This window comes from Bacteroides stercorirosoris, from assembly GCF_900142015.1.
Lineage (GTDB): Bacteria > Bacteroidota > Bacteroidia > Bacteroidales > Bacteroidaceae > Bacteroides > Bacteroides stercorirosoris.
Genome location: NZ_FQZN01000016.1, coordinates 113,332 through 130,480, shown reverse-complemented (window position 1 = coordinate 130,480; position 17,149 = coordinate 113,332). Strand labels below are relative to the sequence as shown.

Annotated in this window: 12 protein-coding genes; 2 read left to right on the top strand and 10 right to left on the bottom strand. The window is 42.3% G+C overall.

The genetic code is table 11. From position 1 onward, the window contains the following. Positions 1 to 146 precede the first annotated feature (146 nt). A complete protein-coding gene (locus tag BUC01_RS13350; protein ID WP_007663072.1) occupies positions 147 to 983 on the bottom strand; it encodes a hypothetical protein in 837 nt (278 codons plus the stop codon). Positions 984 to 986: 3 nt separating this feature from the next. Continuing rightward, on the bottom strand, positions 987 to 1,853 hold the full coding sequence (locus BUC01_RS13345) for a DUF488 domain-containing protein (RefSeq protein WP_229094952.1): 867 nt from the start codon (positions 1,851 to 1,853) through the stop codon (positions 987 to 989). Positions 1,854 to 2,375: 522 nt separating this feature from the next. Between BUC01_RS13345 and BUC01_RS13340 the strand changes: the two genes are divergently transcribed. Beyond that, positions 2,376 to 8,042 carry a C10 family peptidase gene (locus BUC01_RS13340; protein WP_073313946.1) on the top strand — a complete coding sequence of 1,889 codons (5,667 nt, stop codon included), beginning with the start codon at positions 2,376 to 2,378 and terminating at the stop codon, positions 8,040 to 8,042. A gap of 139 nt (positions 8,043 to 8,181) precedes the next feature. Here BUC01_RS13340 and BUC01_RS13335 read toward each other — a convergent pair whose 3' ends face one another. From BUC01_RS13335 to BUC01_RS13300, 8 genes are all read right to left on the bottom strand, one after another. After that, complete coding sequence (locus tag BUC01_RS13335; RefSeq protein WP_025830693.1) at positions 8,182 to 9,018, bottom strand: zinc finger domain-containing protein; 837 nt, start codon at positions 9,016 to 9,018, stop codon at positions 8,182 to 8,184. A gap of 15 nt (positions 9,019 to 9,033) precedes the next feature. Next, positions 9,034 to 10,167: a GyrI-like domain-containing protein gene (locus BUC01_RS13330; protein WP_025830692.1), complete on the bottom strand. Its 1,134-nt coding sequence runs from the start codon at positions 10,165 to 10,167 to the stop codon at positions 9,034 to 9,036. Positions 10,168 to 10,240: 73 nt separating this feature from the next. After that, positions 10,241 to 11,551, bottom strand: coding sequence for a DUF58 domain-containing protein (locus BUC01_RS13325; RefSeq protein ID WP_025830691.1), 1,311 nt, complete (start codon positions 11,549 to 11,551; stop codon positions 10,241 to 10,243). Beyond that, on the bottom strand, positions 11,548 to 12,522 hold the full coding sequence (locus BUC01_RS13320; RefSeq protein ID WP_025830690.1) for an AAA family ATPase: 975 nt from the start codon (positions 12,520 to 12,522) through the stop codon (positions 11,548 to 11,550). Before BUC01_RS13320 ends, BUC01_RS13325 begins: the two co-directional genes overlap by 4 nt. A 10-nt stretch (positions 12,523 to 12,532) precedes the next feature. Continuing rightward, positions 12,533 to 13,804, bottom strand: a complete 1,272-nt coding sequence (locus BUC01_RS13315; protein WP_073313945.1) for a DUF4350 domain-containing protein — start codon at positions 13,802 to 13,804, stop codon at positions 12,533 to 12,535. Continuing rightward, complete coding sequence (locus BUC01_RS13310; protein ID WP_025830689.1) at positions 13,801 to 14,415, bottom strand: DUF4129 domain-containing protein; 615 nt, start codon at positions 14,413 to 14,415, stop codon at positions 13,801 to 13,803. The genes BUC01_RS13315 and BUC01_RS13310 overlap by 4 nt, the downstream gene beginning before the upstream one ends. A 7-nt stretch (positions 14,416 to 14,422) precedes the next feature. Beyond that, positions 14,423 to 15,364: a hypothetical protein gene (locus BUC01_RS13305; protein WP_025830688.1), complete on the bottom strand. Its 942-nt coding sequence runs from the start codon at positions 15,362 to 15,364 to the stop codon at positions 14,423 to 14,425. Next, the gene (locus tag BUC01_RS13300) at positions 15,345 to 16,307 is read right to left on the bottom strand and encodes a stage II sporulation protein M (protein ID WP_073313944.1); all 963 of its coding nucleotides are present in this window, start codon (positions 16,305 to 16,307) and stop codon (positions 15,345 to 15,347) included. Before BUC01_RS13300 ends, BUC01_RS13305 begins: the two co-directional genes overlap by 20 nt. A 102-nt stretch (positions 16,308 to 16,409) precedes the next feature. On the opposite strand from BUC01_RS13300, the gene BUC01_RS13295 reads away from it, so the two are divergent. Then, positions 16,410 to 17,135 carry an RDD family protein gene (locus BUC01_RS13295; protein ID WP_025830687.1) on the top strand — a complete coding sequence of 242 codons (726 nt, stop codon included), beginning with the start codon at positions 16,410 to 16,412 and terminating at the stop codon, positions 17,133 to 17,135. The last annotated feature ends 14 nt before the right edge of the window (positions 17,136 to 17,149 follow it).

The following is a 17,149-nucleotide window of genomic DNA, read 5'->3' as shown; positions in this document are numbered from 1 at the left end:
TTCCTTGCCATCTTAAAAAAATATTTTTCAACAATCTTCTTTTCAGCAAAATGTATTATATCGAATCGTATTTACGAAAGTAAGTTTATACTATGGTCTTTTGTTCTTATATCTAAAAGCTTTTATTTAATATAACTAAGTTTGTATTAGTCCATTTTAAAGGTCAAAGCCAATTGCGGATTCTTCGGTGGATAAAATGTTCCAATAATAATAAAAGGATTAGTACCTACATTATGAAATTTCTTGGTTGTTCCTAAGAAAAAATATATATCTTTTTTACACCATTCTGTGAAATATTTCTCTTTCACTTTTTCACATGCGACTTGTTCATTTCCATTAGCAGCAGCAAGGCAATTCCAATAAAGCATCCCTAATTCCCAATCTTCAATCATGAGTTTTCGTTCTTTACCATCTTCTGATATAAACTTATATGAGAACTCATAAGGCAATTTTTTAGCTACTTTGAATATTCTTTTAGTTTCTTCTACATCAAATAAACTATGTTGGGCTTGATTGGCATATACAACATCTAATTTCTGCTTATTCCATTCTCTTGTAGATTCTTCCCAAACAAAATCAATAATTCTTTGAGGTTTAAATACGGCTAATGATGTTCCTATTTGAGGATTTTTGGCTTCTTCAATAAGCTCAGCCATATTATAACGGATATGTTTTAAAACAATAGACTTTCTTTTTGCCCAGCCATTTTTTGTACCAATTTCTCCTACTATTTTTATTTCATTATCTATATTTGCAGGACGAAAACTTTCTTTCCTAAAATCACTGGTGTTTTTAACCAAATCAAGTTCTATCCACTGCCATTTACTATATCTCTTATCATAACTTAATTTACGAAAAGGAATAGGATATATTCTTATCCAAGTGCCATCTTCCAAGAAACCAGCAGTACAAACTAATTCATCGTATTTTTCCGATAAAGTAGGGTATGTTTTTACAGCAATTAGAACTCGAGTTGTAGGCATGTTTTATAGATGTTTAAGGGTGTAAGTTATATCAGGTAGTTGCATTAAATATTTCGCAACTCTTCCTCTATGGCATTGTTTGTGACTTTCTTCAAAGCAAGTTAAAGCTACACGTTTCTCTGTATCAATCAATTCTCGGACATATAAAAGATAATCCCAATTTTCTTTTAGGGTAGATTTTTCATATGACTCAAAAAGAATTTCATAATCTTTTTGTGATTTTAAATCTTGTCTTTGTTCTGATTCTATTCCCAGTTGCGGTATATGGATATATTTTATACCTACTCCTGTACATGCTTTCTCTAATTGACTTTTTGAAAATCCATATTTTTGACTATAGGCATTTTTACGGACATCACAGAGAATATGTACATCATTCACGAGGAGAATATTAATGTATTTTTCTAAAGAGCGTCCTTCATATCCTATAGTGAATAATTGAGGCTCTGTAAAGGTTCTTTTTTGCTTATCTATTACAGCTAATTCTTCCTCATTTAGCAAATTAATTGCTATTGTACTTTTTGTTGCGTAATAAGGATAATTGATATAAGTGTAACGAATTAACTCGTTTTGAGATAGACAACCAAATTTTTCTTTTATTTCTTTTATAGCTTGCTGTTCAAACATATCAAGCATCATCAAATAATTATTGGGTTGACAAATTTGTATTCTACGACCATTCTCGCTTTTTATAATACTTAAGTAGCCCAATTTAGCTAATGTCATTATATCCTGATTTGCTTGGAATGAAAAACAACCATAGTAATAAGGAATAAAATCAAATGCTTTTTCCTCTTGTTTCCTTGTAAAAAGGAACAAATATTTCTGAAGTTGTTTGGCAGTCAAATGACCGCCAAATGCTTCAATCAATGCTAATAATATTTTTCTTCTATAATATAACATATTGCAAAAGTAAGAAAACTCTCTGCATTTTCGTGTTAAATATGGCTCTTTTATTTTATTACTCTATAATAAACACCTATCTTTGCATCAACTCAAACAACCACCGCAACACCAAGCAATCTAAAGAATTGCACACGTGGGGTTATTAGTGGGAGAAAGGATTAAGAGCTTGCTAAGATATTGAGTACTTGAAGAATAAAACTAAGGTTCATCTTCCGTACGCACCGCAAAGTACTCCCTTGGAAGTCAAATACTTCCAAGGGATTTTTTATTTATACGCATACCATATTTTCCTTATATTTATGCGTCTGTTCCAATTTTTTTTTCTACTTTTGCGCCTTGGAAGAACATTTTATTAAAATGAAAGTATTTTTTAGCTAAGCAATGAAACGATCCTGTATCAAAGAATGTAAATGCTTACATTCCGCCTTCTCAAGATTACACTTACAACATTTACTTTTCAAATAAATCAAAAAAACATTTTATTCTATGTTGAAACAGTTTTTTAAAATGCTGCTTCTTCTTGTCTGTGCAAGTGTTCCTTGCAATATCCATGCCAAGGTTCTTACTCCGGAAGAGGCCGCTAAAATTGCAACTGATTTTTTCAGTGCCGGTAATGTGTCTAGACTAAGTAATATTGATGCATTACAATTAGTGCGTACATCTAAAAAGAGTGACGGTACACCCGTTTATTATGTTTTTAATGCCAAAAACGGTCGCGGTTTTATTATCATATCGGCCGATGACAAGGCAATTCCGGTTGTAGGATACTCTTACGATTCTTCATTTGTAACAGACAATGTATCCGATGTCACAATTACTGTGCTTAACAATGCAGTAAAACCGGTAAAAAGTAACTCTGTTGAAATTCGCAAACGCGTAAACACAAGGACTTCGTCAACAAAACTTATAAAAACACCTGAATGGAGTCAGGAAGCTCCTTTCAATGCCCAGATACCCAACCATCGCCTTGTCGGATGTGTTGGAACGGCCATGGCAACTGTTATGAAATACCACAATCATCCTTCGAAAGGCAATGGTTCGCTTGACGGCACGAATTTCAATGTACAATACGCCTGGAATAATATGCGAACAGACAACTACCGTTCCGGATATTCTGCGGATGAAGCCGAAGCAGTATCTACACTGATGGCTCATTGTGCAGTATCTATCAAAACCAATTTCGGAATGTCAGGTTCAAGTGCTTTCGAAGTACGTGTTCCGGCCGCTCTTATATCATATTTCGGTTATGATCCCGGTGTGTCGTACAAGAAGCGTTCCGAAACCGACCGTACTACATGGGATGCTATAATTGTTAATGAAATCAATGAAAACCGCCCTGTCATTTACAGTGGCCAAGACATGTCCGTCGGTCATGCTTTCGTATGCGATGGATATGAAATGAGAGGTTCTGTCCCTTATTTCCACATCAACTGGGGATGGGGCGGCTCTGCCAACGGTTATTTCTCTTCTGATGCACTTAACCCGACAGTCAGCACTTCACATAGCTTTAATGACCAAACCACTATTATCTATAACATAAAACCGGCAGAATCATCCGCAAGCTGGTCACCTGTGCACATCACATCCGACGAACGGCAAATAGGTATGACTTCCGATGTGACAGACATTGATGCCGGCACGAAATTCACAGTGAGAGCCGGTGCTTTTAAGAATGTTTCTTATGAAAACTTTTCCGGGAAGATTGCCGTGGCTCTTTTCTCCTCTGACGGAAAGTTAAAGCAACTCCTGAATAGCGGTAAAGGACTGACATTGCAGTCCATGCAAATAATGACACCAAGACTCTATTCAGACTTTGAATGTTCGGTACCCGCCGGAACTGACATTGCTGCTGATGATATCATCCGTATGGTTACCATGTCCGGCAACGGTTCAACTGAATGGCTTCCCGTTACCGGAGACCTCATTACGATAAATGAGATAAAAGCGAAAAACAATATCATTCCCTATTTTTCGATAGATATTCCAAGCAGTGTAGACGGTGCTCTTATATCTGACGCCGACAGCAAAGTCATCAAAGGACGTGACTATTCGTTCAAGGTAGTCGCCACCTCTCCCGACAAGGTTGTTACCGTAAAAGCAAATGGTTTTATCCTTACACCAGTTTCCGAGAACATCTACACAATCTCAAATGTAACTTCCGACCAACAGATACGCATTATCGTGCAAGCTGCAGAGGATGTGGTAAACAAGCGTAATTTATGGGTTACCGCCGGTGAGCTCGGAAATCTCATCAGCGAAACCGATGCCGGTACTATTAAGGAACTGGCCCTCTACGGAACTATTGATGTGCGTGACTTCACATTCATACGTGAACGCATGAAACTAACCACACTCGATATTTCCAATGTCAATATTGTGGCCAACGGTTCCAATCCTGCCAATGCCATTCCTACCAAAGCGTTCAGTGGTTATGGTTCATTGCAGCGCATAGAATTGCCGAAAAATCTTTCTACTCTGAAAAACGGTTGTTTCAATGCCACCGGTCTGAGAAAAATAGAGATTCCAGCATCAGTAAGCAATTATGAGTATAATATATTCTTAAATTGCAGCCATTTGAGCGAAGTTATCGTACGCCGTCAATCACCGGCATGGGTTAACTGGTGCGTATTTACAGGAACTCCCAAGTCAAAACTCGTAGTGCCTATAGGTGCGGCAACCGCTTACCGTTCAAAAGAGAATTGGCAGGATTTTAAAAACATTGTAGAAGAGAATCCTATTTCACCCTCTTCATATATGGTAGCACTTCAAGAAACGGAAGGAGTAAAAATAACCCCCGACTCCGATAATCTGGAAGTTGCCGCCGGCTCAGCATTCTCATTCACGATAGAAACCGACAATCGTTTTGGAGATGCCAAAATGGAAGTTTATGCCAATACCACTAAATTGAGTGCAGAAGCTAATGGACATTATACTGCTACCATCAATGCCAATACCTTAATTCATGCCAATTTTATTTATCCGACACCTACTATCGGCGAATCTTCCTGGAAACTCACAAATTCCAGAGGAGGTGTAGGACTCGCCACAGACGTTATCAATGTAATAGCCGGTAAATCTTTCGCCATACGTGCCAATGCACTGGCAATACCTAAAGACGACGCCGCAATGTTTTATGCCGCCGTTCTTACAGATGCCAGCGGAGCCATCAAAGAGTTTATATCTCCTGTATTCAATAATTCCTCGACTAATTACGGTGACCTTCCATGCACTTTCAACTGCCTGGTAAAAGAAACTTCAGTACGTGAAGGCAATCTCGTACGTATAGCCACTTCATATAATAAGAAAAACTGGCGCTTGGTCAAAGGCGATAACGTAAAAGATTCCATTAAAGCCATAGGTAATGAAGTGATATATCATAAGGTAACCATGCCATCCACAGTTCAGGGAGCCACTATCCAAGGAGCCATTGACCAGATAGTTCACGGTATGGACTTTTCATGTAAGATCATGCCTGTTTCCGTAGCTGATGCCATAACGGTATCTGTCAATGGCAAAATCGTAGCAGACCGTGTTGGAGTAGCTCAAATAAAGGTAGAAAGTGTGCGCGAGGATCTTGACATTGCCATACAGGTGGTGTCGGCCGGTGACGAAACCTATACGGCACTCAACATTCATGCAGGTGAACTGGCATCTAAAGTTTCCGCTTCCGCCTTCCCCTCACGCCTTAAACTGATGGGAGAAATGAACGCTGAAGATTTTAAGGTGTTACAAGACAACGCTTCCAGACTGGTGGCCCTCGACCTGACTGACGTCACAATAAAGAGCTATCCTACCCCGAATTCATTGCCCTCCATGGCATTTGCCTCTTCAAGTAGTGCATTAGCAGCGTTAACAACCATACTTCTGCCGAAGAATCTGGAATGTATAGAAGCGGATGCATTCTATCGTTGTGTTAAAGTGCAAGAAATTACCATTCCCGAGAATGTCTCTTATATCGGAAGCAATGCTTTCGCCATGTGCGTAAACCTGAAGAAAATAATTGTTCTATCAAAGACTCCCGTAAACCTGAAGAGTAATCCATTCCCCACAAATACTTCTGGTATAACACTCGAAGTTCCGCAAGGTACGGAATCCGACTACGCAGCCAGCGCATATTGGCAAGACCTTAGCAATCAGGCATCAAAAGTTTACTATAACATCCAGATTGACCAGAATAGAGCTTTCCAATATAATCAGAGCGAACCATTAACCAAGATTGAGGGACCGGGAAACAGCACTAAAACCGTGATGCTTGGCCTACCCAATTTCCAACCGACTTCCTATAAGAAAAATCCGGTTCATCGGCCGGGAGTGGCGTTCAAGCTTTACGATAACAAAAAAGACGTGACGAGTATGCTCGATCCGCTCAGCTCCTCTGATATTTTCTATCCCGGAGGGTATTATAAAGTTAAATTCTACGGAAACGTAACAGACCCGCAATCTCTGAATTACCCACAGAACCACATCATTGATGTTGTGTTCTATTACAACATTAAAATCACCGACACTTCCGGCAAGGCCAAAATCAGTTTTGTGGATCTGGACGAAAGCAACGTATGGAGAAATGCAGAAATGAATAAATTCGTTGAAGGTTCCTCCTTGCGTCCTACACTCTTCAAAGAGGGAGGCAGCTATAAATTCACCGTTGTTTCAGAAAGCCCCAATATGACCCCTGTGGTTAAAAAGGGCAGCGAGGTTGTATATCCGGACGAAAACGGAATATATATAATAACCGACTTGCAGTCTGATGTGGAGATGGATGTCACAATGACTCTTGCTGAAAACGAGAATGCAGCGCTTGAAGCGGAAGAGATACTCCATATCGGTGAGGAAGAAGCCGCTCAGATTACAGAACTCAACTTGTCCGGAGAGATGACTGATGAAACATTCAGTTATATACGTGATAACTTCACATCCCTGGAAAATCTCAATCTGTCAGGTACGGAAAACAATGATATTCCCTCCGGAGCATTTGCCGGAATGGAAAACCTGGCCCATATAGTAATTCCAGAAAACATAACTTCGATTGGCAAGAACGCTTTTGAGGGCTGTTCCCAACTTCAGTCACTTTCTCTCAACTCTGTTAACGTAATCGGCGACGGAGCCTTTAAGGGATGTACTTCGCTGACAAGTATCACGCTCTACGGAAATTCACAGACCAGCAAGACTCGTGCTTTGACAACCGGAATAAACGACAACTCATTCGAGGGTATTAATCCCAACTGTATCATCTACCTTGCCAAAGGCTTGGAAAGCCAGATATCTTCAAAATCGAACATTGTGCTCAACGGTGACAACAAATGTGAAGCTTTAACGGATATCATTCTTACCGACAGCTATGCTTTCAATATTCCGGCAAGTTTTAATCTTGGACAGAAGAACATCTCACTGTCTGTCAAATTGAACTATCTGTCGCAAGATGGTTCTAAAGACTGGAAAGGCATTGTGTTACCTTTCACGCCCACACAGATGGTTGACGGAAAAGGGAACAAGTATACTATCGGAGATTCAGGCAATCACACTGTCAGCGTACTGTCTTTCAATGAAAACGGCGAGAAACTTGAAAACCAGGCATCAATAGAGGCAAACAAACCTTATATGATACATCTTAACGGTAAACCGGACGAGACTGTAGATTTTACGTTCTCTACAAGCAGCGTCTCAGGCACACGCACCGCAGACGCATCCCTCATGTTCGACGTGCCTATAACTCCGGAAACCGAAACCATCCTGAAAGCCGGTAAACATTTCTGTCTGTATGGCAATTACACCCCTATCCATGCTGATACAGACATGTATATCCCCGATGCCGACGGGTATAGTTTCAACCGCATTACCGACGAAGACATAAAACTTACCATTGCGCCTTTCTCTGTCTATGCAAAAGCCAATAGTCCGGAAGCCGGAAATTCATTTGAAATAGGAAATGCAGATACTACGACAGGTCTTGGTAAGAACTTCTACAAGGGTCATGAACTGCGACTTTACAAGGATGGAACCAACCTTGTAATCATATCAAATGAAAAACGTGACATCAAAATATTCACGGTTTCAGGGATGTATGTAACATCAATGACCCTTAATCCGGGCTCAAACACGATATCCCTCAATCCGGGCATTTATATTGTAGATGGTATTAAAGTAATGCTTTAAACCACTCTGACATATTACTATTAGCCTAATAATGCCTCCTGAAAGCCACATAAAAACTTTCAGGAGGCATTTTCAATAATATAGTAAATACCGATGATATGAAGATATAAAAGCGTATCTTCGCCAACAGAATGAGATATTATAAGCTTTCTATTTTCTGACATTCAGGACAATAATAAACTGATCCTCCAAGATAGGCCTCTTTCACAATCATGCTGCCACAACGTGGACAAGGATTCTTCCATGTTTTGGAAGAAAGAATCGTTTTATACCCTCCCACATTTCCATAAAGATCCGTCTGAGTATCACGGCCTCTTTCGGAAGTCATAATCATTAAGGTATCTTTCAGAGATTTAAAAAGTGCCCCTTTCTGTTCATCCGACAGGTCAAGCACTTTCTGCTTCGGATGAATCCCGGCATTGAACAGAATATCCTGCGTTACCCCATTGCCTACACCCGGAATACGTTGTTCGGTAGCCAGCAGAGCTTTAGCCGTCAATGTCTTTTTGGCTGAAGCAAACAATTTCTCAAATTCCGCTTCCGTATAAGCATCACTCAGCGGAGAAATACTTTCACGACTTATTGTATAATATTTATTGTCGACAACGCCATCGGGATAGGCACTGATAAAACCATACATGGCAACCGTGAATACAAGAAACGATTCATCTTCAAAGGTCAGCAGCAATTGGTAATTGGCAGGAACTTTATCACCCGGATTATAGTAACGCGCACTCACCCCATCACCGATATTCATTATCACATTACCCGACAGGTAAAAATCGACAAACATTCCATATCCTTTAGACGACAGAATCGTCTTTCCGACGAGTAACTTTCCATACTCCAGTGGATCGCCGCTATAGAACGTGAACTTATGAGGCTTGGTAGCATTGAACACTTGCGTAATCGTTTTACCACTTAAAACATCATTGGCTTGCTTACTCAATGTAAGCACTTCTGGCAATTCTAACATATTTATATCATTTAATTATTTATCAATAGGAATATAAATCTCCGTCAGCAATTCCTCGACCGGCGTCTCATCCGGTGCATTGAGATACACCTCAAACGTCAACGGACGTTTCTGATGATACATACTGTAAGGAAACCATTGATTATAAATCGTCTTATAAAATTCAGGTAAATCAGAGTAACTGCCTTTATACCTGAAAACAGCGTACATCCCTCCGGGAATTTCCCGAAGTAATAATTTCCCTTCGGACATGACATTCCCTTCAACAAGAACTCCGATATAGAACCGCCGTTGTTCCATCGGTGTAACCCAAGGATTATCCTGACTTATACTTACCAAACGATTATTGAGACTATTCTGCAAATGAACTGCTTTATAATGCAGTAATTGCTTCCAGATTGTAGTGTAAGCATGTTTATCACGAAAAGTATCACCCACTTCTATGCAAACAGCTTTCAGGGTATTGATACGTTTAATTTTAGCCTCAGGCATGCTATCCGGTTCTTGTTTCGCATTGAAAGATTTATATTTTTCGCGATAAGCCGACATTGAAATGCCGAAATGCTTCTTAAAAGCCTTTGCCAGACTAAACTTTGTCTGATAATTAGTCTGCCTACCTATCTCTTCAATACTCTGTCCGGTAGTGATAAGCAGATGGGCAATATATTCCAGCCGTAAACGTTGGATATATGTACCGATATTCTCTCCGGTAACATTCCTGAAAACCTTCCGGAAATGGTAGAATGAAAGGTGAACCATCTCAGCCAACTGTTCAGGATCAAGCTCATGAAAGAGATTTTGATCAATATAGGTCCGAACCCCATTGACAGCTTCATAGTGAACATGTTGCGTCATCTCTTTCTGTCGCCAGCGTTTCAGGGTGGGAAGACGCTTGTTCAATAAGGTTCTTAATTCTTGTGGAGTATAGTCGGTTCCCGAATACCAATTGTATTTATCTGTGTATTTCACCCAGATATCCACCATTTCATTCATGGAGATATCCACCGTATAGTTCCCGTCTTTCAAACAATAGTAACAATATTCGTCACTACAGGAATGATCGGCATTGGTACCCAAATACTCTTCCACATCGAAACGGAGAGGCATTCCACAACTCTGGCAGTACTGTTTATCTACGGTTTGATTCATGGCACAAATATACGATGCCTATTCCGGATATGATTATCCAAAATAGGCATCTTTTATGATTTGCTCCTGTTTTTCAGAGTAATTGTCTTGATTTCATCTCCAGATACTTGTTTATCACATCAATCGAGAGATTTTCAGGTGTGGTCAATAAGGAATAGATGCCATGCTGTTTCAGCGTAGATACAATCAATCGCTTCTCAAAGGCAAATTTCTCGGCTATGACATGACGATAATATCCTTCCGTATCCTTTGCAGGAGTAGCAATGTAGTTTTTCAGGTCCGCATCTCCGAAAAAGACCACAAGCAGACGATGCTGGCGATTTAATTGCTGCAAATACGCCAACTGGCGGTTCATACTGCCCAGACTGGAAAAATTAGTATACAGCACCAGAAGACTGCGTTTAGTGACGTGCTTGTTCAAATGCACACAAAGGGAAGAAAAGTCCGTTTCACCGAAAGTGGTCTGCTGGGCATAAAGATTTTCAAGCAATGTCTGCATGTGTCCTGAGCGCTTGGAGGCCGGGACAAATGTGTCGAAGTGCGCATCGAAAGTCACAATGCCTGCCTTGTCTTCCCGGCGCATGGCTACGTACGAAAGAACCAGCGAAGCATTTATCGCATAATCGAGCAAAGTCATTCCACGAAATGCCTGCTGCATCACCCGGCCTTTATCTATCACATTATAAATCTGTTGGGAGCGTTCATCCTGGTAGATGTTTACCATGAGCTCGTGGCGGCGGGCACTTGCTTTCCAGTTTATCGTACGGTAATCGTCACCCTTCACATAATCTTTAATCTGTTCAAACTCGGTATGGTGCCCCACCCTGCGGATGCGTTTGATGCCCATCTCTGTAAGATTGTCACTGATGGCCAGCAACTCATACCGGTGCAACATCAGGTAAGAGGGGTATACTTTGATGTCGAGAGCCTCCCCACAGGTGTATCGGCGGGAAAGCAAACCTATTTTATGGGTAACGAACACACGAATCCGTCCAAAACCATATACTCCCCGACTGGTGGGGCGCAGATTATAACTGATTGACTTTCCTTCATTTGCCAGAAGTTCGGTCCGGAAACATATATTGCGCTGCTGAAAAACAAAAGGGATTTCATCGACAACTTCCACAGAAACAGGATGCGGATAACTGTTCTCCACCCGGATGCTCACCGCATTTTCATCCCCATTGGAGAAACGGTCAGCGCATTGGCGGAATGCCCGGATGCCCCGGATACGATAGAGCATATATCCGTCTGCCAGCACCGCCAGGAAGAAGATAAAAAGTGCCCATTGCCCGATCACAAACAACGGGGCAAATACAGTTCCGCTACCCAGCAACAGGATAATCAGAATGAGGATAATATAGAAGCGACGGGTCAGAATCATTTCGGAACTTCCACCTTATCAATCAGGCGTTGCGTTACTTTCACCGGAGAATATCCTTCCATTTCAGCTTCCGCAGTCAGGATAAGACGATGTTGAAGGACACTTGGAGCGACAAACTTGATGTCTTCCGGTGTCACAAAATCACGTCCCTGCAATAGTGCATAGGCTTTGGAAGCCTGCAACATGGCCACGGATGCACGAGGGGAAGCTCCCAGATAGACTGCCTTACTTGTGCGCGTCTGTTGCACAATCAAGGCAATATATTGAAGCAGGGTGCGGTCTACAAATACTTGGTTCATCACACTGCGGAGAGATAAAAGTTCCGCTTTCGTGATGGCAGGAGTGACGTCTTCCAACTTCACCAATGAGGCATTGGTATGATGGCGCTCCAGAATACTCACTTCTTCATCCAACGAAGGATAGTCCATTGTTATTTTCATCAGGAAGCGGTCGAGCTGCGCTTCGGGCAACTTATAAGTTCCCTCCTGCTCCACCGGATTCTGGGTCGCCAGGATTGTATAAAGTTCTCCCATCTGATACGTCGTCCCGTCAATGCTGACCTGGCGTTCTTCCATCACTTCGAACAAGGCTGCCTGCGTTTTGGCAGGGGCACGATTGATTTCGTCCACCAGTATGACATCGGCAAACACCGGCCCTTGATGGAAGTCAAAATCATTGGTTTTCATGTTGAAGACCGTGGTACCCAGCACATCACTCGGCATCAGGTCCGGAGTGAATTGTATGCGGCTGAAATCAGCATCAACCAGCCGGGCAACCAGACGTGCCAGCAAAGTCTTCGCTACTCCCGGCACTCCCTCTATCAGCACATGACCATTTGCCAGAATAGCCGTCAGCACCAGGTCTACCGTTTGCTCCTGCCCTACGATGACAGAAGCAATCCGATCCTTCAACTCTTGTATCTTCTCGGAAAAGAGGGTTAAATCCACCCGTTGTTCTGTATTCTCTTCCATAAGTTTCTTTTTATATATGACTAATTATTTCATTCATTTTATCAATGTAGCGCTTCATTTGCTCCACGGAGATATCACATCCACCATAAATCACCGGCCTGACTGTACGGATGAATTCTCCTATCTCTTCCTCATTCATCCCTGTTTTCCGGGCAATTCTACTGAAAGAGCGTTCATCATCCGCCACTTCTTCTATATCCATCTGAATCTCCCTTCTCAATTCTTCTGCAAAATACATGTACTTTTTACGAACCAAATCGGCATGGTCTTTCTTCTGGAAATAAAGAGTGCCTATCAGTTCCGTAAACTCCAGCGACTTGTTTTCCGGTTTGCGGATAACCGGTATCGCACGCTGTCTTCTTCGCGCTGTAAACACCATGAAGAGTAGTATGGCAAGCATCGTCAGATACAAAGCCCAGCGAAGCGGTCTCTGCGAGAGGAAATAGCGGAAAGGAGACATCTGCACCTGTGCCGTTTTCTCCATATAGGCCTCGGTGCGGACTATAGGTAGTTCTCCCATTTGAGATAGCAGGCGGAACAGATAAGTGGCGTTCTTCCCGTCCAGCACACCATAATTGGTAAAGAGCAGAGGTGTGGAAGCCAGAATAATCTCCCCTTTCCCCCACCGGTACGACATGGCAACCGGAACATGGACTACAGTATCTGAAAAAGTAGAATCCACATCCGTTTCATATATGAATTCATTTACTGAAATATCCTTTACTGCCAGTACCTTTGCCGGAAGCGAATCTGTGAGAAAGTAAGACGAACACAATTGGGGATAGAAATAGAAATTCTGCCGGGGATAAACCGTAGAATCCCCTATCCAGCACAGGCTATCCCTCAACAGCAGCGAAGTAGCATACTTCTTCAAAGCTATCGGGCTAAAATAGGAATAACTGTTTCTGAACTTCAAGGTATCTTCCAGTTTATTGCTGAACCATGTACTTGCCAGCATGATCTTATTCCCCCGTTCCGCCATTTTCAGTAAAGCGTCCACATCTACTTCCGATGGCATCCGGTTGTTGGCAACAGCCAATATTCCCCGGCAAGACACGGTATCGTTCCGCTCCATTTGGTAGAAAGTTTCCCTGGATAATGAATACCCCATCGGCAGCGAAGCGGACAACAAGCTGTCAAAAACGGCACACCCGAAAGGTTGTTTATCGTAATGGCTGAAAGTAGGATTCCATACGAATTTCTTCGGCAAGCGACATTCTATTGCAAACATCAACAGCAGAAAGATGATAATTCCAACGATGAACCAATGACTTCCTTTCATGCAGCCCCTCCTTTCTTCACTTCTTCCTGCAAGGAATGCATGGTGTGAAACAACGCTTCGGTCGCCTCAAAATTTCCATAACGTACCCGCAGGAAATGATGGGTCAACTGCCGGAAAGCGGGCAACCGCACTTCATTAATGTACTGTGTGGGTGTTTTGTAAAGTTGCCAGTCGATGCGCCCCTCGTCACTGAGTTGCTTTAGCGTCTGCAAATACAACAATCGGACTGCTTCTCTATAATCACGGCGGGAAAGGGCGTCGGCAATCCCTTTCGCAAAATCCACTCCATAAATGGTATCTTCTTCCACCGTATAAGGCAAAGCATTTTTACGGGAATACGCGAATAATTCCGGATGCTTCTTGTAAACGAACCAGCCTACCAGAATAAGGATAAGAATAGCAATGCCTATCAGAATTAGTTCCGAATATTCTTCCGCAAAGTTGCTGCCGAATATTTTCTGCATGACTTCTCCGAACCATCTGTTGAACCACTCGAATATATTAATTTCGGGAGCGATCAACTCACGGTTGTAGTCATACGCCGCATCAGACTGCCATATGGCAACCTGCGCAGTGTCACAAACCAATGTATCAGACGGAGAAGTTATCATTTACATTTTAGAGTTTATCGAAATTATCAATATCACTTTCTACCATGATGCTATCCACCTTTTCCGAGGCATGACCATACTGATAAGCTAATCCTACAAACGAGAAAATCATGGCAAGGTAAGCACCAAATACTTGTACAATTGCCAACAGATAAAGCAAGAAGCTATATCCTACAGATACGGTTGCTTCGGTTCCCCCGCCGCTTGTAGTAAAGATGTACTTCACCACTGTTCCTATGTACCAGGGTATCAGCGTCACACCTTGTAGAATACCGGCAATGAATCCCATGACAAGAGATATCATAAAGATACCTCCCCAAGTGGTAAATCCCAAGCGGAAAGTCTTCTTCAAGGAACTCATGATGCTGATGTCTTCAAGCAGGTAGATAGGCGCCCAAAGGCTAAACGGCACGGCTACGGCTATCATAAACGGGATAAACAGAATCATAACAATTGCGAACAAAGTCTCTGGGAACAAAGCAGCTATGACACCGATAATCAGACTGGCCAACATCGTCAGGACTAATCCGAAGAAAACCAATATAAACATCCTCTTCACATTATGGAGCAACATAGGCCGCAGTATCCCCAACGTGACGCCCTGCAAGCGTCCCTCCCGCTCATTATAAGTCCGGATCATCGCATAAACCAATGCAGTCAGCAAAACAATGCCTATTATCAACAGAAGCATATACAGACTGTAGTAAGAAAAGAATGACAATATAGCAGAGTCAGGAAATCCACTATCCAGAAAACCGGACATGCCTAACGTATAAGTCATCAGTCCATTCAAACTTAATGCCTGGACAAGACAAAGCGGTAAAAGCAAATAGGTTGCATACTTCAGCATCAACTTCCAATTCTCTTTTATAAAATCGAAAGATGCATTAAACTTCTCACCGAAAGAACGTTTTACGTACAACGCAATTTTAGGTTTCTCTGTTTCCATGTCGTTTTCTATTAGGTAAATAAATATAGTAGAATAAAATAAATGCCAGGGAAGTAAGAATCAGCCCAAGCCTCAGCGCATCCGGCAATTCGGTGTGGCGGGTGATAAAGCCTTCAATGAATCCTGCCATGATAAATACAGGGATGGTGCCTATCACAATCTTCACCCCTCGTTTGGCTCCCCTCCGGAAAGATTCAAGCCTTGAATAGGTTCCGGGGAACAGCCATCCGTTTCCCAAAGCGAGTCCGGCAGCACCGGCCACAATGATAGCCCAGATTTCGAGTGTTCCGTGCAACCATACGGCAAGCATGGACTCGCCAAGCAGACCATGCTGGAAAAAGAAGGTCTGGAAAGAGCCCAGCATGACTCCATTGGCAAAAAGCATATATCCTGTACCGAAGCTGGTTAAGATTCCCATTGCAAAGCAATTGAAGGAAACCATGATGTTGTTCAGTGTGATTCCCAGGAACATAGGAACTTCCGAAGAACCGTTATACACTGCCATAGGTTCTCCGTTGGCTATATTATCCAATGTCATATCCACATAGTTATTTCCCAGAATCAGACGGACAAAATCGGGGTCACCCACAGTAGAAATCACCCCGACCGCTACGCTGACAATGAAAATAAGAAATGAAACAAGCAGTTCACGACGCGCATCGTGCATGGTCTGAGGTATTTCCTGCGTCCAGAAAGTGATGACTCGCGACCATTTCTCACGTTTGTTCCGATAAATTTTATTATGCAGCGCCGAGGCGAGATTGTTCAGATAAATGGTGATGCGGGAGGTTGGAAAATGCGTTTGTGCAAACGCCAAGTCAGCAGTAAGGTCCGTATATGCGTCGGCAAGCCTGTCGGGAGACAAGCTTGTAGCCTGCTCCACCACCTTCTCGGCTTCTTTCCATTTTTCAATATTCCGACGGATGAACGTTACTTCTTTCATACTTTTCTTGAGGACTTCGGATGAGTTTTGTCTGAAATCGGTAACAAAAATAAGAGAATAATGATATATTTGCAACGAAATACTAAAAATGTTCAATCGGAAATGGCAGAATCTACTATAATCACGGGGCAATTCGTCCGTATCAGCCAAACACCCGCCAGCATTGGCGAACGATTTCTGGCATTAGTCATCGACTATATCCTGATAGGACTTTATGTATATTCCACAGCAACCCTGCTCTCTAAATTCCAGGTATCTTCGGATTTTACTATGATTGTTTTTTTTGCAGTCATCTATCTGCCTGTATTATTCTATGCATTTTTATGTGAGATGTTCAACCACGGGCAGAGCCTCGGAAAGAAGCTCATGAACATCCGGGTGGTGAAAGCCGATGGTTCCACTCCGAGCATAGGCTCTTATCTGCTTCGCTGGCTTCTCTTCCCGATTGATATTCCCGTCACCGGAGGACTCGGAGTATTAGTGATTTTGCTGACCAAAAACAGTCAAAGGATGGGCGACCTTGCCGCGGGCACAATGGTTATCAAGGATAAGAATTACCGCAAGATACACGTCAGTCTTGACGAATTCGATTATCTGACAAAAGATTACCGCCCCACATATCCGCAAGCCGCCGACTTATCACTGGAACAGGTAAATGTAATCACCCGGACTTTGCAATCCGGGAAAAAGGACCGTGCACGGCACATCGTGCAGCTTGCCAAAAAAGTGCAGGAAATTCTTTCAATCACACCCCGGGATGGCGGACAGGAACAATTCCTGCAAACCATACTCCGGGATTATCAATACTATGCATTGGAAGAAATCTGAATTTCTTGTCCATT